The sequence below is a fragment of the Shewanella woodyi ATCC 51908 genome, from assembly GCF_000019525.1.
GTDB classification, from domain to species: domain Bacteria; phylum Pseudomonadota; class Gammaproteobacteria; order Enterobacterales; family Shewanellaceae; genus Shewanella; species Shewanella woodyi.
In genome coordinates this window covers 2,095,285-2,116,271 of record NC_010506.1, presented here as the reverse complement: position 1 = coordinate 2,116,271, position 20,987 = coordinate 2,095,285, and the positions used below count along the sequence as shown (strand labels likewise).

The following is a 20,987-nucleotide window of genomic DNA, read 5'->3' as shown; positions in this document are numbered from 1 at the left end:
GATACAGGAATTTTCAACATCAAACACCTAAGTGCAATTTGCAACAAGACTAACCCCTGTTCCACAATAATAATGAAGTCAAAATAGATCCCCCCTCGTTAATATTCAAATAGTTATCAAGTCTGCAGTTATTCCATGGCATAAGTATTGCTTTAACCTAGTATCGGTAAGCTCGATGGAACAAGACTATGGTAGATAGCTTATTTAAATTTCAAACCGAAAATCTTAATATTTTGATCGTTGAAGATACCCAAAGTGAGCGTTGTTTTATCGCCCAACTATTACAAAACATGGGACTTCACGTGAATAGTTGTAGCTCTGCTGAGCAAGCAATACTTGAGTATGAAAGGCAAGAGGTGGATATCGTGATTAGCGACTGGAGAATGCCGGGGATCACTGGGCCTGAGCTTTGTGAACATTTAAAATCGCTCCCCTTTCCTCCCTATATCATATTGTTAACTTCCAATAATTTAGCTGAGCATATGATCCAAGGCATAGAATCCGGTGCAGATGATTTTATCTCTAAGCCATTTGTGCCTAACGTGCTAAAGGTCCGCATCTTAGCCGCAGCACGAATTGTGAAACTTCAACGTAAGTTGACCCATAAGAATAGTGAGCTTAATACCGCACTGGCAAACGAACATGAGTGCCTTAAGCAGATACAAAGTGACATGAAAAGTGCAGTAAAACTGCAAAGCTCTCACCTGCCATCATCAAGTCATTTGATCAATCAGTGGCACTTAGCCACTCGATTTAATCCAGCACAGGAGCTCGCAGGTGATATTTTCCAATGCATAGAGATAGACAAGACCCACATTGGATTTTACCTACTTGATGTGACTGGACACGGTATTGCAGCCTCGATGCAGAGCTTTACTTTAGCTCAACAGCTTAGCTGTAATAGCTGTGATTGGGAAAGCTTAGATCCAGCTTTAATAGTCAACAAGCTTAACCAAGATTTTGAAGACCCTGAAAATAAAGGACGATTTGCAACATTAATACTTGGTATTGCAAATAGCTTAACTGGTGAGATTAGAATCACCGTTGCCGGACACCCCCAACCCATATTATTAGACGATACAGGTGCTAGGTTAATGGAGTTAGATTCAGGGCTTCCCTTGGGAATAGACAGACAATTTAGCTACCGATATAGCAAGTTCACATTAAAAAGCCATCAACATTTGATGCTTTACTCAGATGGATTATATGAATCAATGCACCCAAGGTTTGGTGAATTTGGCATCACTCGATTAGTTAAAAGATGTGATCAAGCCCATTCACTCTCTCCCGAATCCCTATTGCATCATCTCAGTCACTCTATAAACCTATGGCAGCAAAAAAAACCACAAGATGATATTTCGATGATGTTGCTATCTGCGCCAAGTCTCTTCAAACAGAGCCCTATGCTAGATAGCACTCCCGTTAAAGAGCTCTACTATTCGCATGTAGAAACCGAAGATCGGACTTTCAAGAATGAGGCAGTTATCAATGAGGTATTGCCTGTACACCCCCTTTCAAAAGCATCAATAACTTCAGCTTCAGACTGTATCTCTCGGAGGATATATGAATAGTCTCAAATTAAATTTATCACAATGCGTTTGGAACAGTAACTTACTGTGCAAAGAGCTTGAGCAGTTTCTGGAGCAAAACAGTGTTCAATCACAACAAAAATTTAAGGTGATCACATGTGTAATGGAAGCACTGTCTAATGTTCTTGAACATACTAATAGTCAAATCGAAGAGGTTATTGTTATTTTACACTGTAATAATGATCGCATTACCGTAGACCTTTTAGACAACTCACCCTATACGCCATTAGACGATCAGATATCTTGCCCTTCACCGCTATCTTTGTCCGGTCGAGGACTTTGGATCATGCAAAACTGGATGGACCAAGTCAGGTATCAGAGCTCAGTCGCAGGTACACACCTAAGACTGAGTCTATTAAGGAGTTAGCTACGAGCTACGCAAATAAAAAGACAATATGAACGCAAGGCAAGAGTGATTTAATAATTTTAAGTTAATCCACTATTTTAACTTTCTCCTCAAGAACCACCTCTTGCCTTTCGCTTTACACATTTCATCTAGTAAATATCGGTCAATACCTTCCAAACTACCACCAATTCTCATGTCGCATTCTGCATCGCAGCAATTTGCATTCTGATAGATATCAGTAAGAAAGTGCCATAAAAATATTTTTTTACCTTTATATTCAATACGATAAAAAATGGCCTAAGTTGTGCAATAACAAAAGTAACCAGATAATAGATACCCTAACACCTTAATACTCAATGTGATTCTCTAAGGAGCTTAATATGAAATTCTCTCCATTAGCACTCAACAATGCATGCCTAGTTACACTTCCTAAAGAGATGGTGATAACCCAAACTCCGACACTTAGAGCCGCCATTACTCATCAGATAGAAACTGGTTCAAATAAACTCGTGTTAGATCTTCATCAAGTTGAATTCATCGACTCAAGTGGGCTATCCGTTTTAGTTTCTGCACTCAAGTTAACTCAGAAAAAAGCAGGAGAGATCATCCTGCTCTCTCCAAGTGCAGGAGTCAGGGCTTTAATAGAGCTAACTCGCTTACATCATGTTTTTGCCATCTATGAAGATAGAACTGCCGCAATTGAGCATATCTGTGAGCAGTAAAACGAGCTTGATACAAGACTATCAACATACCAACGGCATAACTAACAACGGAGTCTCAGTCATGAAAACTACCCGCCTTCTATTTCTGAAAGCACTCCTTGTCGTCGGAGTGATAAGCCTATCAGCTTGTATTACCCCCAACATGTCCCATAGGGATAATGTTTGCCAAAGTGACAAAAAGAAACAGAAACTCAATCAAATGAGTAGCAAACAAAAGGAGAAAACTTGCCACTACTACGGTAATAAAACCCCCTACATGAGAGGGTATATCGCTGAGGTAGCAAGTAAAGATACCCCTGCGACTAAAACCATCACATCAGCTTCAGACTATGCCTCATTTACTAAACTGTTTAACACGCCACTCCTATCTGTGGGCGATAGAGTGAGCATCAAAATATTAAATGGTGATGAGTTTAGTGCAAAAGTCGAAGTTAACGCAGACGGTTTTATCTATCTTCCTTACCTGCCAGCCCTTAAAGCCCACGGGGTATCTATCCCCTCACTGAAAAAGAACATAAAACAGCTGTTAGTCGATGAAAACTTGATGCTTGAAGGCGCGATCAGGTTAAGTATTACCCCCCTAAGATGGGCACCTATTCAAGTCAGTGTATCTGGTGCTGTGTTTGAACCTGGGCTGCACAGTATCAACCGTAAATCAGATACAGAGATCAAAGATGATGATGGTGGGCATTCAGGTGATCAAGCCGCAGGCAGAAGCATCTATATGGCCTTAAAAGCATCTGGCGGTATCAGCCCAAATGCCGACATTAGTCGGATAGTAATCACCCGAGGTCGGCATATCATTGAAGTAGATCTCACAGGGGTAATTAATGGAGACCCTGTACCTCGCCTAACTTTAATGGCCGAAGACCATATCCATGTGCCGCAAAATACTCACTTTGATGATTCACTCGCTAGGCCATCACAGATCACCGCGCCTGGTATTCGTGTTTTCATCTCTAATCTGACTCAACCTGCAAGCAGCAATGCTCAATCTGCCGTTGATACAGAAGCAACTCGATTCCCCTATGGAACACGCTTATTAACAGGTGTTATTGGCGGTAACTGTGTTGGGGGGGCTCAAAGTACCAATGCAAGTAGGCACGTTGTACTTGTAACAAAAAACCCTATTACTCAAGAGGTTGATGTCGTTGAACGCTCTGTTGATGTCCTGATGTCGCAATCTTGGAAATCACACATAAACCCAGTACTGCTTCCTGGTGACGGAATAGCCTGCTATGACTCTGGTGTCACCAATATACGTGAAATAGCACGAACAATAACTGAGATCATTGTTCCTGCCACCTTACTCGGCATACTTTAACTAAGGACAGGGAAGAGAGATGAAAAAACACCATCCCAGTCAGCTGCTCTGGTTAAGGCGAGCAGCAGTAAAAGGAAGCAGCCTTCCTGTTAATGCTCGTCGATGGGTTTATATCAAGACGGCAATTGGAGCTCTGGCTATCATCTGGACCTTAGTGACCTTAGTGTTAGTCATTAGTCCAACTCGTTTTGAGAGTAAATGGACCTTAATCTTACCCGGTGCAGGCGCTGGTGCGCTCGTCAATCTCGACAGCATAGGGCAAGCCACCAGCACGAATAGCTCTCCCTACGCCAGTTCTGCCATCGACCCACGTGAAAACTATAAAGCGCTCTCTATGAGCAGTGTGTTGATAAATGCTGCCGCTAAAACAATCAAAATTCCTAATTATAAAATGGGCAAACCTAAGCTTAAATTGCCAAATCAAACGGGATTGATGCAATTTACCATCAGTGGCCCCAGTGCTGAGGGCGCCCAAGAAAAAGCATGGGCTCACTACCATAGCTTACAAGCTCTACTGTCCAGATTAAGAGACGATGAAACACAACAGAGAGAAAATGGCGTCAAAGTTGGTCTCGACGGCTTTGCAAGTAAAGTCAGCCAGAGTCAAGATAAAATCCTTAGTTTTCAGTCTCAAATCGGACTGGTCTCTCTGGACCAATTTAAGGAGCTTGCGCTTACCATTGAGAGACTCAGACACAATAGAGTCAATATGGTATCAAAACTTCAGGGGGTCATAGCCAGCCAGAAGATGCTTGAGATGCATCTATCACTCAACGCCAAGCAAGCTGCAGATCTACTCAAACTGAAAAATGATCAACTCTATCAACAGCTCTTAGTGATCTATACTCAAGCAACGACAACCTTGGCAGAGTATTCAGGTCGATATGGAAAGAAACACCCACAAGTGATGACTCAAAAGCATCAACAAAACGCACTATTTCAGGCCTTAAAAAAACGCTGCAAAATATTGTTAGGTTACCAAGATGATGTCTTGATGCTTAAGCTCTCTGCAGATGATATCGACGGCCGAGCTCAATTAATGAGACAGCTCATCTCTTTAAACACTGAGGCTGAAGGGTTAAACCAAGAGATAAAAAGTTTAACAACCCAGATTGCCGCATGGGATACCCGACTAGAAGACAGTAACGATGATGCCGCTAAACTCGAAGATCTTCATAGAGAGCATCAACTCGCCACCGCTGTATTCACTTCTGCCATAGCAAAACTTGATATAGGAAAAGCCGATATCTATTCGGCTTACCCACTCATTCAACTGCTCGCGCCACCATCACTGCCAGAAAAGCCAAACAAACTCTCCACCGTTCTAGCACTCCTTGGTGGGATTATATCCTCCATCTTCTGTTTAGCTGGATTAAGTATTCTTTGGGTTAGAAAGCCTATTTTACAAAAGATATTGATGACTTAATTTATCGAAAGGAGTCTCTATGGGGAGCAAACGATTTAACCCAGATCCCACAGCGATGAATACAGATGAGAAGATTATCTGGTACAGCATCACCTATACCTACCTATTCTGGGTTCTGGGCGCCATGTATATCGTCGCCCCAGTTATCGGTTGGATACTCCTGTTGAGAATGGCAAAACGCTATATATTTGAACGAGAAGACTTCGTCCTCACTCCAGCTCAACTCTGCTGGATATTTGGCATGTGTACTATGCTAATCGCACTTGTCATCGCGCATTTCGACTTTGAACTTGGGACCCCTAAATTAATCAAGTCCAGCATAGGTTGGGCAAAGGGTTGGGCCCTGCTCGCTGTTTTTCCACTGCTAGGCTCATTAAAAATAAGGCCAGAACTTATCTATCGAGCCTGCTGTATTGTCTGTAAACACACCCTTATTATCCTGCCTTTCTGTATTCTCGCATGGCTTGTAGGACTACCTAGTACCCTATATGTCTCTCCCTTAAGTATTATTGGTGGCCCAGGCCCTGAGTTTTTCAGCGTTAGCCTTTATGAAATCGACCCAGGCAGTGGCACCCCTAGGTGGCGTCTCTTCACCCCATGGGCACCAGCTTTAGGCATGATGGGAAACCTATTTCTTAACTTTGCCATTCAGGAGAAAGAGCGCCGCTATAAGGTATATGGGGTCTTAGGTAGCTTAGTTATGATCTTAGTTTCTCAGTCACGCTTAGCCATTGTCTGCTACTTTCTTCTACTTGGTTATTTTGCCTTTATCCGATGGCACAGATCTCCTTGGCTCTACTTCTTAGCATCCCCCTCTGTTCTCCTATTAGGATTAGTGGGTATTCAGGTTATTGAAAAGATAGAGCTCAGTATTGCAGCAATTAAATCAGCAAGAGCGGGTTCAACTCGCGTAAGGGAACATCTAGGACAAATTGCACTGCAGCGCTGGTCTAACGAGGCTCTCGTGTGGGGGCATGGTATCGTGGAGCGAGGTCCCCACCTCGTGGAATATATGCCTATCGGTTCTCATCATACTTGGTTTGGTCTGCTATTCGTTAAAGGCTTGGTTGGCGCCATTGCACTAGCGCTCCCTTTGATCTGCAGCCTACTAAGTTTAATTAGCGAAATATCAAAATCCCCAGTCGCGGCTTCAGCAATTGCAGTGCTATTACAGATATTTCTTTACACCTTTGGGGAAAATTTAGAGATCTTAGCTTACCTATTCTGGCCTGGGCTGATTATTGTTGGTATTGCGCATAAACGAAAAGGTCAGTAGATAAAGAGCTAAACTAAAAAGCAATTGCAGATGATTGCAATTTGCAACACAGCTAATGAATATCAATAGCAAGGTGCAACCAACTCATCAAAAAACCACAGTTGGCTAACAAAGCCTCATATTTATCACTTTACTTTCAATGCATTAACAAAACATCAATCCTTGGCATGAAACCTGTATTACTTAACCTAGACCCGGTATCAGCAAGGTTTATGTATGAGCCAAGTACTAAAGCAACAAACAGATCTCACAACAATGCAAGCTAAGAGTCGCTTCTCAAAAAGCCTCTTCTGGTTGGGATCGGCTCAAGTCATGGGACGTGTTGTACGCCTAGCTTCCAGTATTATTTTAGCCCGGATATTTACCCCTGAAGTGTTCGGGCAAGTCGCCATAATACTGACCTGTTTTGAACTCATCTGTACTCCCACTAGAAGGATCACCTCTGCATCACTCATCAAGATGAACGATGATGAGCTGGCTGCATCACTCCCAAATGCAAACAAAATAAATTGGTTTGCATCAATCACCGCATTTGTTGCCATGAGCTTACTCAGTTGGCCTCTCGCATTTTATCACCAAGACACGATCATTATCGCGCCTATGATACTCATGGCAACAAGCTACCTCCTTCTTCCTATCGGTATGCTGCATGCAGCAATTAATCTTAGAGCAAATAAAATGCGCGTTGTTGGCCGCGCAATTTTATGGCAAACCGTAGGTGATGGACTCCTAACCGCCACATTTGCACTCTTGGGATTGGGAATTTGGGCCATTATATTGCCAAAGGTGCTGGTTATACTGATCTGGATAGCCATACACAGGTACCATAACCCACTTCCCAAATCTAATGACCACAGTGTGAGTGGTTTGCCTATTCCTAAAATGTTTAATTTTGGGTCTATGGTTGGTTTGAGCGATCTGAGTATCTCGTTGAGACAAAACATCGACTACCTCTTAATCGGCTACTTTCTTGGTTTAGAGGCTTTGGGGATCTACTTTTTTGCTTTTAACACGAGTTTAGGGATAAGCCTTGGCATTATTCAAAGCTACGGAACGGCGCTATATTCTCACCTTTGTGGCGCAAAAAAAGATCAACAAAAAATCATCGCCTCCCAAGAGCTTAAAGCACGTTACAGTCACTCATTAATATTGATCTTAAAAATTGCCATTCCAGTCATTACACTACAAACCCTTCTCTCTCCAATTTACTTGCCATTAATCTATGGCAGTAAGTGGATAGAAGCCGGTGCTCTACCTGTATTTATCCTTCTCTGCCTAAGTGGTCTAGTAAGGCCCATAGGCGAAGCAGCAAGTCAGCTACTCATTAGCCTGAACAAAAGTCGATTAAATCTCAGCTTTAACCTCGGCTTTACGCTACTGCTAGCCATTACAATCGCAGTCTGCAGTCAATGGGGGCTAGTCGCAGTAGCCCTTGGGATCTTAATTATTCACCTTATCTGCATGCCAGCCCTTAGTTTTTACATTCAACTGTTCATTCTTAATAAGCAGGCTATCTGCACTGAAGAGGAACAGAAAAGCCATTCAAAACGTTTTAATCAGGAGGTTCACCATGACGCCTAGAGTATCTGTAGTAATGCCTATCTATAACGTGCAGCACTTTGTTAAAAGCGCCATAGATTCAGTGCTAAGCCAATCATTTACTAATTTCGAGCTTATTCTGGTTAACGATTGCTCCACAGACCAAAGCCTCGCGATATGTAAAACCGTGCTCGATCACCGGATCCGTATCGTCAATCATGAACAAAATAAGGGCTTAGCCGCAGCTCGTAATAGCGGGATCCGCCATGCTATCGGACGGTATGTCGCCTTTATCGACTCAGATGATATGTGGCATAAAGACAAACTAAAGATGCATGTTGATCACCTAAACGACTCCCCAAGAGTAGGGATCAGCTTTTCACGTTCAAGTTTTATGGATCATAAGGGCAAGAGAACGGAGTTTTATCAGATGCCGCAACTTAAAGGGATCACAGCCGCCGATCTACTGTGTCGTAACCCTGTTGGTAATGGCTCTGCTCCCGTTATTCGCCGTGAAACCCTGAATGATATTCGCTTTCAAGCGCTAAACCATCCTGAACATTACACCTGCTATTTCGATGAAAGGTTTCGCCAATCAGAAGATATTGAGTGTTGGTTAAGAATTGTCGCTACCACTCACTGGAAGATGGAGGGGATCCCAGAGCCATTAACCTATTATCGTCTAAATCAGCAGGGGCTCTCTTCTAATATCATTAAGCAGTTAGCATCTTGGGAGTCGATGATAGATAAGGCTAAACTTTATGCCCCAAAACTCCTTGCAAAGCATGAACATAATGCAAGGGCCTATCAACTCAGGTACCTAGCGCGACAATCTATTAGAAATGGCAGTGGTAAAGCTGCCATCAGCCTAATGAACCGTGCACTTACTGAGTCTCCCTCAATAATGATCAATGAAACAGCCAGAACACTCGTCACTTTTACAGCCGCCTATCTACTCTGGCTACTGCCTTCATCCGCGTATAAAGTTTGTGAGAATGTAGGCCAATCTCTGTTAGGTTTTGTGCAGAGAAATCGCATCAGCAAAGATGGTGTTAAATCATCAATGTTGTCTTAAAGGCTAAAAAGGACAGGCTCGCCCTGCTAGGACGGCACAAGTGCCTACTAGGCTGTAGGTCGCTTCGCTGCTATAAAGACGAACGCCGCCAGCGGCTACGGATAACGGAATGGCCTGTGGTCGCACGGAACGCTGCACTTACGGTAAGAGCAAAATCAAAAGCTGAATCTTTTTTGCTTTATCCGTGAGTGAGGTACGAACGTTCCGTCATCTGCAACCGCAGCGTTCGTTCTCGCTTTTGATTTCCTAGCAGGCCGGAGGCCGTCCTCGAAGCGAAGCGTCCTAGGTCCTAGAACCTAGAACCTTATTTTGAAAGTAGGTCGGCATTTATGCCGTCAGGTTTGTAAACACAATATAAGCTTTTGATGGGCTAAGCCCCAACCTACAGGTCAAAACAAAAGCTAGAGCCCCCCTTCTCAGCCTTTACCCTAGCAAGGAGGTTGCGACTGACCTCGAAACTGACGAAATCGGCGCTCATTCTTTTTCCGTAAGTAAGGCACGAACGTTCCATTATCAATCAGCACTTAGTTCACCATTGCTTTAACTTTTATCCATACAAGCAGCTCGAAACGCTTCCCAAGACTCATTCATATTCCTTCTTTATCTGCATTGCAAACTGCAACATCTCCGGTTACAAGTAATCTAAAACAGACTAAAAGCATGGTAATCACTTGAAAATTAAAGATAAGAATAGTTGGCCTAACCTATGCAATAACTAAGAATATGAACACAACACCAATAGCAGCACGCTTAAGGCAGGCAAAATGACCACTCAGACACAAGTTAAGCAAGCAGCAACAATGCCTAATTTCATTCGAGGGATCGACTTTATCTCAGCTCTGCTCTTAATCTTGGCTGCAAGTCCAGTACTGCTACTCAAATACCTGTACAGAAAATTCAGATATGGTGCAGCTATTGAGCGTGTTTATATCTATGGAGTGGATAACAAGCAACTCAGTCTTTACCAGTTTACTGGTGAAGGGATCTGCTGTCAGTGGCCACAGTTAATCAACCTACTCAAAGGCGATATCTCTCTATTAGGAACAGAAAAGAGTTACATATTTTCCCCTTCACAGAGTAACAAGAGCGATACCGCTAACTCTTATGCTACAACACAAGCCACCTCAATTAAGCCTGGACTAATATCATTCAAATTAATGCATCAACAGATGGGGCTCAGCTTTGAAAACCAAGAGCTTGCCATTATTCAAGCTCATAAAGGTGCGTTCTCTTATCTCCTAGCTCTAGCCCGTACGTCTCTTATCTGGTTATTATCCAGTAAACAAGCTAACCAAAATATCAGTGATATTAATCTGTTCGATATCAAGCTTTCTAATTTAAGCATGACCGAGATGTTAGCGCTGATTATCGAAAATGCTCAAGAACATCATAAAAAACAGCTATCTCATGCTGGTTCATCTACAGCAAAGGTCAATCAGCATTTCAGCCAGTACGCATTTGTTAACGCTGATTGCATGAACATAAGCACACAAAACTCCCAATACCGAGACTGCCTACAGACCTCCTGTGACAGGGTTTTTGCTGACGGCTCAGGTATACGAATTGCCAGCATCTGTAAGGGAGTCGCACCTAAAGATAACCTAAATGGCACAGATATGTTTCCAAGGCTATGTGAGCAAGCAGCCGATGCAGGTCTATCCATTTTTCTACTGGGCGCCGACAAAGGCGTTGCTGCAACTGCCGCTCAGAATATGCAACTTAAGTACCCAAAACTAAAAATTGCAGGTACTCATCATGGCTTCATCAGCGATCCTTTAGTCGAGCAACAAGTGATAGATAAAATCAATCACTCCAAAGCCTCCATACTGCTCGTCGCCATGGGCGCACCAAAACAGGAGTTATGGTTAGCAAAACATAAGCATCAACTCGATGTTGGCGTTGGGATCGGAGTTGGCGGTCTGTTCGACTTCTATGCAGAAAAGGTTAAACGCGCGCCATTATGGGTAAGACAGATGGGAATGGAGTGGATATGCCGTCTAAGTGAAGAGCCTAAAAGAATGTGGAAACGATACATCATAGGTAATCCACTTTTTCTCTATCGCGTTTTTAAAGAGATACAATCTCAGAAACATTTAGCTACCCAACAAAAACATCAAGCTAACCTCTCTGAGTTATCCGCTCCACAGTGCCTAATGGTGGAGACATCTAGGCTAACTAATATGAAAGCAAATAACCTCAGTGCCACTCATCGCTGTACACGTCAAAGACTACAGGGAAAAATCACTGCACTCGTTAAGCGAGGTTTTGACCTGATAGCAGGCTCAATCATCTTATTAAGTTTGATCCCTTTTCTGCTTCTTGTTGCCTTAGTGATCCGCTTGGAATCACCTGGCCCAGTACTCTTTAGCCAGCAAAGGGCTGGGAAAGATAATGCCTCTTTTACCATGTGGAAGTTTAGATCTATGTATCTAGATGCAGAGCAAAGGCTAGCAAAGCTCAAAGCAGACAATGAGATGAAGGGCGGCGTGCTATTTAAGATGAAACGAGACCCCAGAATCACCAATGTCGGCAAACTCATCCGTAAAGCTTCAATTGATGAACTTCCACAGCTATGGAACGTTATTTTAGGCGATATGTCTTTAGTTGGACCACGCCCAGCACTGTTGACCGAAGTAGAGCAATATTCAATGCAAGATAGAAAAAGACTGGCTGTCAAACCGGGAATAACCTGTATTTGGCAGGTCAGTGGCCGCTCAGACATCCCTTTCGAACAACAAGTTAAATTGGATGTGGATTATATCTATCAACAATCATTACTCACCGATATTTGGATTTTAGTTAAGACCATTCCCGCTGTACTGCTCGCTAAGGGCGCTTATTAGAATATGTTCCAAAAAAGTGCCAGTAGATAGAGTTAGTAGATAATAGGAGAAGAGAGATGCAAGCAATTATCTTCGCAAATAGAATAGGTGATGAACTCGCCCCCCTTGATCAGCACTATTGCCCTGCATTACTGCCTGTAGGCAACAAACCTGTCATTGAATATACCTTAGAGGATATCGCCACCTCAGGGATCTCTGAGGTTAAGTTAATCATCTCATCACAAGCTCAAGAGGTTGAGCAACAACTTGGTGATGGAGAGCGATGGGGGATTAGAATTGAATACTTTTTAAGTAAACCACAAGAGAAAACGAAATCAGTACTCAACCGGTTATCTCTACCTTCTAATGAATCAATACTGATCATCAGAGGTGATATTTTCCGCTCCCCCTGTATCGCTAGCTTTATCAACTTCTCTAGACAATTTCCTAACGAATTTGTACAAGCCAAAATGGCCAATGAAAACGCTGGTATGTCAATGCTACCAGCCGCACAGCCCTATCTTGATGGCATTGACTGGCCTCTTATCAATCATGGTGAAAACAACAGTGTCGTCACTCTGGTACTGCATGGCCTTTGCAATATGCTCGATAGTTTCCAGGCATATTTGCAGGTGAATTTAAGTTTAGCCAGAAATGATATTCCAGCCTTGACCCCAATGGAGCGCAGTTTCACATCCGCCAATCCAGAACAAGACTTTTATGTAGGAGCGAAAGCCGATACTCAAGGGCTAGATAAACAGCATGCTTGGGGGATCATTGGTGAAAACAGCAAGGTAGACCCCAGCGTTGAGATGAAGAACACTGTCATCATAGGTAACGATACGCTGATCGACAAAGGCTCGGTGCTAGAGAGTTGTTTAATTCTGCCGCACACTTATGTTGGCGAAGGGCTAGAGGTTAATAACAGCATACTATGTAAAAACTTGCTGATTAATTTAAATACTGACGGCCACATCCTAGTAGACGATCAAGCCTTAATAGGCCCCAGCCAGCTTGAAGCCAATATCATACCTTCGCAAACACACTTTATGACTCGTCTGTTTATCCTTGCTATTTTGCTTATTAGCCTACCATTTTGGCCTCTTCTAGCAACTTATTCCCTTATCAGAGTGCTCCTTCTCAAACTAAAAGCAAAGCCCATTATTCAAGAGATGATTAATGACAACTTAGGCCAAAGTCTCGTTGTTTACTCATTCAATACTCCGACTCGCATTATCTCACTCCTTCCTCAGCTTTGTTTGGTGCTTACAGGTCAATTAGATCTCTTTGGCGCACCGGCTCAAATACGCTATGCAAGTGGACAAAATAAACATCGACTTGGTGTATTCGGCCCCGTCCAGTTACTTCTTGATGAGGATGCTCCAGAGGAGGAGCGATCACTTTTAATGCTAGAATTTGACAATAATTCCAGTAACACCAAATACCTATCTCTACTGAAACAATCACTGTTCATGCCTAAAGCTTTGCACTCACAAGAGAGTGTCAACAAGGCGATCTATTAATGGCCCCCTTTAACTATGACAGGAGAATGAAGATGAAAACGATAATTACCTATGGCACTTTCGATCTCTTTCATTTCGGCCATGTACGTCTTTTCCAGCGACTCAAGGCCATGGGGGACAGGCTCATCGTTTGCGTCTCTACGGATGAGTTTAATGCCAAAAAAGGCAAGGTCGCTTTTTTCAATTACCAGCAAAGAGCGGAGATCATCGCAGCGTGCCGTTATGTGGATTTAGTGCTACCAGAAACAAACTGGGAACAAAAAAGAGAAGATATAGAAAAACTTGATATTGACATCTTTGGCATGGGAAGTGATTGGCAGGGTAAGTTTGACGACCTGTCCAATCAATGCAAAGTCGTTTATCTAGATAGAACGGGCAATATTTCAACCACAGAGATAAAGAGCAGCTTAGGGGCTAACCAGGGGCGTTCGTAGTATAAGCATCCCTTGAAAAAGCGTGAATAAATGACAATAACCTTAGCTAGGACAGCGAAGGACAAAACATAGAGTGAGTATCTATCATGACTTTTTTCACCGCAATAATAAGAAAGATCATCTATCACACAGCAGGTTTGTGTCCTAGGGTCAATAAGGCCGTATTAGGTAGCTATAAAAACCAGTTTTCAGATAACGCCAAGTATCTTTATCTTCATTGGCAGCACACTGGATTAATACGCTCCATTTGGATTAGTGGCGATAATGCGGTAATTAAACGCTTACGAAAAGAGGGATTTGAAGCATATAACAGACGCAGCATTTTAGGCATATTTCACTGTTTAACCGCTAAGTTCTACTTTTACAATAGTTACGTAGGCGATATTAATCAGTATTTTGCTAAAGGTGCGGTCAAGGTAAACCTATGGCATGGCTCACCGCTTAAAAAAATTGAGTTCGACATCACTTCAGGCCCATTGGCTCATACTTACCAATCCGATACCCTTATAGGTGATTGGAAAAATAGATTACATTTCCACCAGCAACATATTAAACCCGATATGATGCTCAGTCCCAGCCCAGTGATAGATAGTCTATTTTCCTCGGCTTTCAGGCTCGCGCCCCATCAACTCATTCGCAGTGGTAACCCTAGAACCGATTACTTCAAACGTTACCCAGAACAAACAAAGTCGATACCAGAACTACTTAATACCCAATATAAAAAGGTCATTTTATATGTACCAACATGGCGAGACAGTGGCATTAACAATAAAAGCGATGGGCAAAATGGAGCCATAGAGAACCCATATGATAAAGGGTTTAACTGGGCTGCACTATCAAAACAGCTAAAGCGTAACAAGCAGCTATTTTTAGTCCGGTTTCATCCTAATGAAGCTCATTTGGGAAAAGATCTAAATCAATACTCAAACATTATCGATATTTCACACTGGGAAGATGTTTACAATATTCTTCAAGGCGTTGATCTGCTTATCACCGACCAATCCTCCCTGTTCATCGATCTGTTACTCCATCAAGTCCCCATTCTATTTTACTCATTCGAGCAAGGTGGGAAACCTGAAAAACTCAGGGAGATATATGATTACGCAGAGTACTTACCCTTAGTTGGGCAAGTAACTAGCAATGAAGCCATTAATAACAGATATCGGGTTTATCAGTTCCAAGCATTAATGGAGCGGTTAGACCGAGATGAAACCTTTCATATCTCCCCCTCAACCATTAATGAATACCAATTACTGCGAAATATCTTCTGGCAACAACAAAAGTGTGATGCATTCGAAAACATCGAGCGCTGCCTGTTCTCCAATGAGAAACAGAACAAAATAAAGGGGACAGAGAAAAGTGGGCTACGCCCAGCTAGATTCTAGGGCGCTGTGCTAATAATAAAAGCGAACGCCGCAAGCGGCTACGGATGACGGAATGGCCTACGGCCTCACGGAACGCTTTGCTTACAGTTCAAGCATTGTTCTATTGTAGGTCGGCATTGATGCCGTCAGTTTTTGTATGCCCTCATGAATTCGGTTATTGAAGATGATGGGCTAAAGCCCAACCTACAGGATATGTAGATAAAGACGATACTTCGTGCCCACAATGTCATAGGGCGCCAACAAGTTGGCTTCGAGAACGGCCTACTAGAATCTATACAATCAAAAGAAAATACTGTGTTAAAAATGATGTCAAGCGCAGAGCTGGATCCTGAAACTAGTTCAGGATGACGGAAGAGAAGCACAAACATTCCAGTATCTGTAAACGGATTTTGATTTTATAGCAGGGCGCAGCCCGCCCTAGGATCCTAGTAAGGAGCTCGCGACTGCCCTAGAAGATGACGAAGTCATCGCCCTTATTTTTAGCTTCACCCACTGTAGCTTAACCATAATAGCTTTCAACTGTTTGAGTAAAACGCGGGATATCAACGCGTGGTAGTTGATTAATACCCGCAGCGGCGGCGCGGCCGCCTCCTGTTGCAAACTGACTGCATATATCACCGGCGCCTTGCTTATTAGATAACGGAGCTCGAAGTGACACAGTAAAGCTTCCATCACTGTTCTCAGTAAAGACGCCATGAGCGCTACCTGTGTCTTGATTAGCAAGCTGATTGCTAAATACACCACTCACTCGTCTAGACCAAGGCGCATCTTCCAACTCAAACAGGGATAAGGTTTCGCTTTGATAGAAAGGCTTTACCGCAAGTGCCCTGTCCATATCGTGGCGATAGGCCTTCTTTAATCGGTGAAAAGGAGAACTTAAATCCGCAATAACATCGAAAGGATCGGGATACTTTAACAGCGCCTTATAAAGCTCTGCGGGGTGAAAGTGTAGATCATCAATATGAGCACCATAACCATTATAGTTAATCAAGGTTCCAAGCTCATTAAGCTGCTTTGCTTGAGATAGAGAAAGGCCCGCTTTAGTACTTAGACCATCAGCTTTGGCAATGAGATTATCACCATAGGCTGCAACGATTGCCCAAAGGTGAAACTCCCCTTGCAGATAATCATCAATAATCAAACTGGTACAGGTGTTAGCATCTAAGTCTATATGAGCATCTAAATTTACAGTTTGTGGGATCTTACCACTACGGTGATGATCGCTATAAAAAACCTTAGCACCAGACTCAAGCGCAAATAGGAGCCCTACTCTATTCTTCTCCATAGAGATATCCAACACAGTCAGGTTATCTTGCGCCGTAAGAGAGTACTTTTTTGTTAATGGCTCAAGTAGTTCAATATCCCGCTTAACGCCAGTGACTAAGGTTGCAGTATGAGGCTGAGCTAAACGCAGCTGTAATAGCGCGATTATCCCATCGGCATCGCCATTAAAAATATCGTAATTCATAACACCCTTAGATAAGTTTTGCTCTTAAGCTACGAGTTAATATACCCGTTCACGATAAGATAATTAACCACTTGCTCTGCACATGCTTTGATGGACTTTTCAGCCGTCTTCACATGGATCTCAGGCAACTTAGGCAGCTCATAAGCTGAATCGATGCCAGTAAAGTTTTTAATCTCCCCTGCCCGTGCTTTTTTATAAAGCCCTTTGGGATCTCGCTCTTCACACACCTCAAGCGGCGTGTCGATAAACACCTCAATAAACTGCTTATCAGCTAGCTGCTTTCTAACCAAGTCACGATCCGCAATAAAGGGAGAGATAAAAGCGGTCGATACAAGTAACCCAGCATCAACAAACAGTTTTGATACCTCACCGATACGGCGAATATTCTCAACTCGATCTTTATCTGAGAAACCTAAATCGCCATTAAGCCCATGACGAACATTATCACCATCAAGCAGATAGGTCTTACACCCTAAATCATAGAGTAATTTATCCACAGCATTAGCCACTGTAGACTTACCCGAGCCACTCAGCCCCGTAAACCAAAGTACAGCAGGCTTGTGCCCCTGCGCCGCAACTCTTTGCTCATGGCTCACACTTGCATTGTGCCAGACAACATCGGAGGATTTATCTTCAACCTCTATTTCCTGATAAGGTGACGCGCTAGTTTTAGATAATGATGACATAAAAATATCCATTAGTTGTTTTAAGCTTCAAGGCTTTCTTAGCTGTATCTTGAGCTCGAAGCTACTGTTAACAGCCCGAGCTAAAACGGAAAAAAGATCGGCACAGCAGTTAACACAATAGCCGCATAAACCAGACTGACAGGTAAACCGATTTTGACAAAATCCATCAGCTTATACTGGCCTGCGTTATACACCATCAAGTTTGTCTGATACCCATAAGGACTGATAAAACTGCCACTCGCCGCAAACGCAACCGTCATGATAAACGGCAATATATCCACGCCAAACCCTAAGGCAATACTGTAAGCAACTGGAAACATCAAAGCAGCTGCCGCATTATTGGTCACAAGCTCAGTGATAAGCCAAGTGGCAAGGTACACCAAAACTAGAGCCATAAACAAATGCTCTTTATCGGCCACTTGATTGACCCACTGAGATAACAGCTCAACCACACCAGTATTCACTAAGGCGTGAGAAAGCAAAATGGCGGTGGAAACAATAAGCCAGATATCCACAGGGAAACGCCTAACGACTTCATTAACGCTAAGACACTGACTAAAAATCAATACTCCTAGGAGTAACATTAACCCTTGGAGCATCTCAATCACTCCGGTTGCCGCTAATCCAATAGTGAGAACAAAGCCACCAATAGAGAGCCAAGCTTTCAGGCCATTATTGCGTGTTTCGGGCTCAACACCACTGATCACAATGAAGTTTTTACTGAGATTTCGTCGTGATTTAAAGTCATCCCCCACGGCTAAAATTAAAAAGTCGCCAGCCTTTATCACCACTTCACCTAACTTACCCGATATCTCCTCGCCATCACGCCTGATAGCAACCACAGCTGCATCAAAAAGCGCTCTAAAACCTGCATCTTTTAAGGTTTTTGAGATAAGCACACTTTCTTGCTTAACCACAACTTCGGTCAGGTTAGAATCCAGCAGACCATTTTTCTCGGCAAACATCTCCAACCCAGAAAACTGACTAAGCTGCATCATTTTCGTGATATCGCCACTGAAAATAAGCCTGTCACCAAGTTGCAGCACCTCGGTCGGTGTAACTGGACTAATCAGACGTTTATTGCGCACAACTTCAACAAGAAACAGAGACTCAAGATGCCTTAATCCATTATTTTCAACCGAGCGGCCAATTAACTCAGACCCCTCAACCACTTCAGCATCGATAAAGTAACCTTTTGAGCAAGACTCTTTATGTTCAATCTCAGGTAACCAGCGAGAAACGACTCTTAACACCAATCCACACGCCAACACCAACATGGCACCGACAGCGGTAAAGGAGAAAAAGCTCAATGACTTTCCCTCTGCATCGATGTAGAGACTATTAATAATCAGGTTGGTTGACGTACCAATCAGTGTCAGCGTTCCCCCCAAAATTGCGGCATAGGAGAGAGGCAAGAGTAATTTACTGGCAAAATGGTGTGGATTATTACGAATTGGAGAGAGCAAAGTGGCTACCACAGCCGTATTATTTAATAGGGCAGAACTAAGTGCCGTCACGCCAAATAGGCGCGCCCAAGTTGAGTTGTAACTGCCCACTATCACCTTAGAGGCTATCACCCGCAGTAAACGGGTTTTCTCAAGGGCAAACGAGCATAGGATTAATAGCACTAAGGTCACTAATCCAGGATTAGACATACTCGACAGAAGCTGCTCACGCGATACAAGATTTAGCCCCACTAAGACAAGTAGAGCTACACCAAATACCAGAGATGGACGACTCTGGAAGCTAATAAGCCCCAAAATCGTCATGCAGAACACCCCTATCGTCAAATAAGCATCTAGTGACATAACATCCTGACTCTCATTGTAGGAGCGGCTTTAGCCGCGATTAATACATATAAAAACATCGGGGCTAAAGCCCCTCCTACGTATAACTTATCCTTTAGAGATATCCTTGGCGCCCCAATGTGGGAAGTGCTTACGCACTAGCGCGTTCATCTCTATCTCAAACTCAGAGTACTCATGGGCTTTGGTTGATTTAACCTCTATCGGATTGCGGATCATGCCAGCACCAACTGTCACATTCGTTAACCTGTCTATGATGATAAAAGAACCTGTGGAGCGGTTAGTATCGTAAGCATCGAACTGTACAGGCTCGGTCACTGCAAAGTGACAGTTACCGATCTCGTTCAAGGCTAATTGCTGAGCAGACTGCTTCTCTAGCGTATTCACATCAACTTTATGGTTAATCGCATCGGCATAACCATAAACAGACTTACTGCCGACTTTTATTGCATACTCACGATCGACACACAGTGGCTCCTCTGTCATCCAAACAACATCGGCCTCAAAGTGGCTAACTGAAAAAGGCTTGTCATGGGGACGAACCAACATATCACCGCGGCTAATATCTATCTCATCCTCAAGGGTCAGTGTCACAGCTTGACCAGCAACCGCTTTTTCAAGCTCACCGTCAAATGTCACAATCGACTTAACTCGGCTCTCTTTATTTGAGGGAAGAGTGGCGACAGTATCTCCAACACGAATTTCACCTGAACCTATGGTGCCGCAAAAACCGCGAAAATCCAGATTAGGTCTATTAACGTACTGCACCTGAAAACGAAATGACTCGCTTCTATCCTGCTCAACTGACACCGTATTAAGCAGCTTTAGCAGTGTCGAGCCTGGATACCAGGTCATATTAGGGCTTTCATTTACAACGTTATCGCCCTTTAGTGCAGAAATAGGCACGAAACGTACATCGCTAAAGGAGAGATCCTCTGCAAACTCGCGATACTCTTTCTTAATTTTTTGATAGGTCGCTTGATCGTAATCAATAGCATCCATCTTATTAATGGCGATGATGACGTGCTTGATCCCAAGCTGAGAACAGATAAAACTGTGACGCCTTGTCTGAACCTGAACACCGTGTCGAGCATCAATCAAAATAATAGCAAGGTCGCAAGTCGACGCACCTGTCGCCATATTTCGAGTGTACTGCTCATGACCAGGGGTATCTGCGATGATAAATTTACGCTGCTCAGTAGTGAAATAGCGATAGGCCACATCGATGGTAATGCCCTGCTCTCGCTCAGATTGCAGTCCATCCACCAGCAGTGCTAGATCAAAGGAATCATCGGTGGTATTAAAACGCTTAGAGTCTTTCTCAATCGCTGCCATCTGATCTTCAAAGATCATCTTACTGTCGAATAACAGGCGACCAATTAACGTTGACTTACCATCATCCACGCTGCCGCAAGTCAGCACTCGCAACATATCTTTGTTTTCATGAACTTTCAGATACTCTTCAATATCTGAAGAAATTAAATTTGAACTGGTAGTCATCTCTGTTCCTTATCTGTGAGCGTTGAACGTCGGAAAACTTACTCACGGTTGAATCAATATACTTTTT

General features: G+C 43.2%; 16 protein-coding genes. 12 read left to right on the top strand and 4 right to left on the bottom strand.

Annotated features, from left to right (window positions below):
• Positions 1 to 188: 188 nt before the first annotated feature.
• The 12 genes from SWOO_RS08650 to SWOO_RS08595 all read left to right on the top strand — a co-directional run bounded on the left by SWOO_RS08650 (position 189) and on the right by SWOO_RS08595 (position 15,461).
• Entirely contained in the window at positions 189 to 1,571 is a 1,383-nt protein-coding gene (locus SWOO_RS08650; RefSeq protein WP_012324333.1) for a SpoIIE family protein phosphatase, read from the top strand.
• Entirely contained in the window at positions 1,564 to 1,956 is a 393-nt protein-coding gene (locus SWOO_RS08645) for an ATP-binding protein (protein WP_012324332.1), read from the top strand. Before SWOO_RS08650 ends, SWOO_RS08645 begins: the two co-directional genes overlap by 8 nt.
• 359 nt (positions 1,957 to 2,315) lie before the next feature.
• On the top strand, positions 2,316 to 2,657 hold the full coding sequence (locus SWOO_RS08640) for an STAS domain-containing protein (protein WP_012324331.1): 342 nt from the start codon (positions 2,316 to 2,318) through the stop codon (positions 2,655 to 2,657).
• A gap of 61 nt (positions 2,658 to 2,718) precedes the next feature.
• Positions 2,719 to 3,981, top strand: coding sequence for a polysaccharide biosynthesis/export family protein (locus SWOO_RS08635; RefSeq protein ID WP_012324330.1), 1,263 nt, complete (start codon positions 2,719 to 2,721; stop codon positions 3,979 to 3,981).
• Positions 3,982 to 4,000: 19 nt separating this feature from the next.
• A complete protein-coding gene (locus tag SWOO_RS08630; RefSeq protein WP_012324329.1) occupies positions 4,001 to 5,407 on the top strand; it encodes a GumC family protein in 1,407 nt (468 codons plus the stop codon).
• A 19-nt stretch (positions 5,408 to 5,426) separates the two neighbouring features.
• Entirely contained in the window at positions 5,427 to 6,683 is a 1,257-nt protein-coding gene (locus tag SWOO_RS08625; RefSeq protein ID WP_012324328.1) for an O-antigen ligase family protein, read from the top strand.
• Between the two features lie 216 nt (positions 6,684 to 6,899).
• Positions 6,900 to 8,264 (top strand): oligosaccharide flippase family protein, encoded by a 1,365-nt coding sequence (locus SWOO_RS08620; RefSeq protein WP_012324327.1) that lies wholly within the window; start codon positions 6,900 to 6,902, stop codon positions 8,262 to 8,264.
• Positions 8,254 to 9,297: a glycosyltransferase family 2 protein gene (locus tag SWOO_RS08615; protein ID WP_012324326.1), complete on the top strand. Its 1,044-nt coding sequence runs from the start codon at positions 8,254 to 8,256 to the stop codon at positions 9,295 to 9,297. Before SWOO_RS08620 ends, SWOO_RS08615 begins: the two co-directional genes overlap by 11 nt.
• Before the next feature lie 764 nt (positions 9,298 to 10,061).
• Positions 10,062 to 12,140: a WecB/TagA/CpsF family glycosyltransferase gene (locus tag SWOO_RS08610; protein WP_012324325.1), complete on the top strand. Its 2,079-nt coding sequence runs from the start codon at positions 10,062 to 10,064 to the stop codon at positions 12,138 to 12,140.
• Positions 12,141 to 12,196: 56 nt separating this feature from the next.
• Entirely contained in the window at positions 12,197 to 13,642 is a 1,446-nt protein-coding gene (locus tag SWOO_RS08605; RefSeq protein ID WP_012324324.1) for a sugar phosphate nucleotidyltransferase, read from the top strand.
• A 32-nt stretch (positions 13,643 to 13,674) separates the two neighbouring features.
• Positions 13,675 to 14,076 (top strand): glycerol-3-phosphate cytidylyltransferase, encoded by a 402-nt coding sequence (gene tagD / locus SWOO_RS08600; RefSeq protein ID WP_012324323.1) that lies wholly within the window; start codon positions 13,675 to 13,677, stop codon positions 14,074 to 14,076.
• Between the two features lie 86 nt (positions 14,077 to 14,162).
• The gene (locus SWOO_RS08595; RefSeq protein WP_012324322.1) at positions 14,163 to 15,461 is read left to right on the top strand and encodes a CDP-glycerol glycerophosphotransferase family protein; all 1,299 of its coding nucleotides are present in this window, start codon (positions 14,163 to 14,165) and stop codon (positions 15,459 to 15,461) included.
• Positions 15,462 to 15,960: 499 nt separating this feature from the next.
• On the opposite strand, the gene SWOO_RS08590 is transcribed toward SWOO_RS08595, so the two are convergent.
• The 4 genes from SWOO_RS08590 to cysN all read right to left on the bottom strand — a co-directional run bounded on the left by SWOO_RS08590 (position 15,961) and on the right by cysN (position 20,920).
• Complete coding sequence (locus SWOO_RS08590) at positions 15,961 to 16,929, bottom strand: hypothetical protein (RefSeq protein WP_012324321.1); 969 nt, start codon at positions 16,927 to 16,929, stop codon at positions 15,961 to 15,963.
• A 29-nt stretch (positions 16,930 to 16,958) separates the two neighbouring features.
• Positions 16,959 to 17,615, bottom strand: coding sequence for an adenylyl-sulfate kinase (gene cysC / locus SWOO_RS08585; protein ID WP_041417560.1), 657 nt, complete (start codon positions 17,613 to 17,615; stop codon positions 16,959 to 16,961).
• An 80-nt stretch (positions 17,616 to 17,695) separates the two neighbouring features.
• A complete protein-coding gene (locus SWOO_RS08580; RefSeq protein WP_012324319.1) occupies positions 17,696 to 19,423 on the bottom strand; it encodes an SLC13 family permease in 1,728 nt (575 codons plus the stop codon).
• 87 nt (positions 19,424 to 19,510) lie between these two features.
• On the bottom strand, positions 19,511 to 20,920 hold the full coding sequence (cysN, locus tag SWOO_RS08575; RefSeq protein WP_012324318.1) for a sulfate adenylyltransferase subunit CysN: 1,410 nt from the start codon (positions 20,918 to 20,920) through the stop codon (positions 19,511 to 19,513).
• Between the last annotated feature and the right edge of the window lie 67 nt (positions 20,921 to 20,987).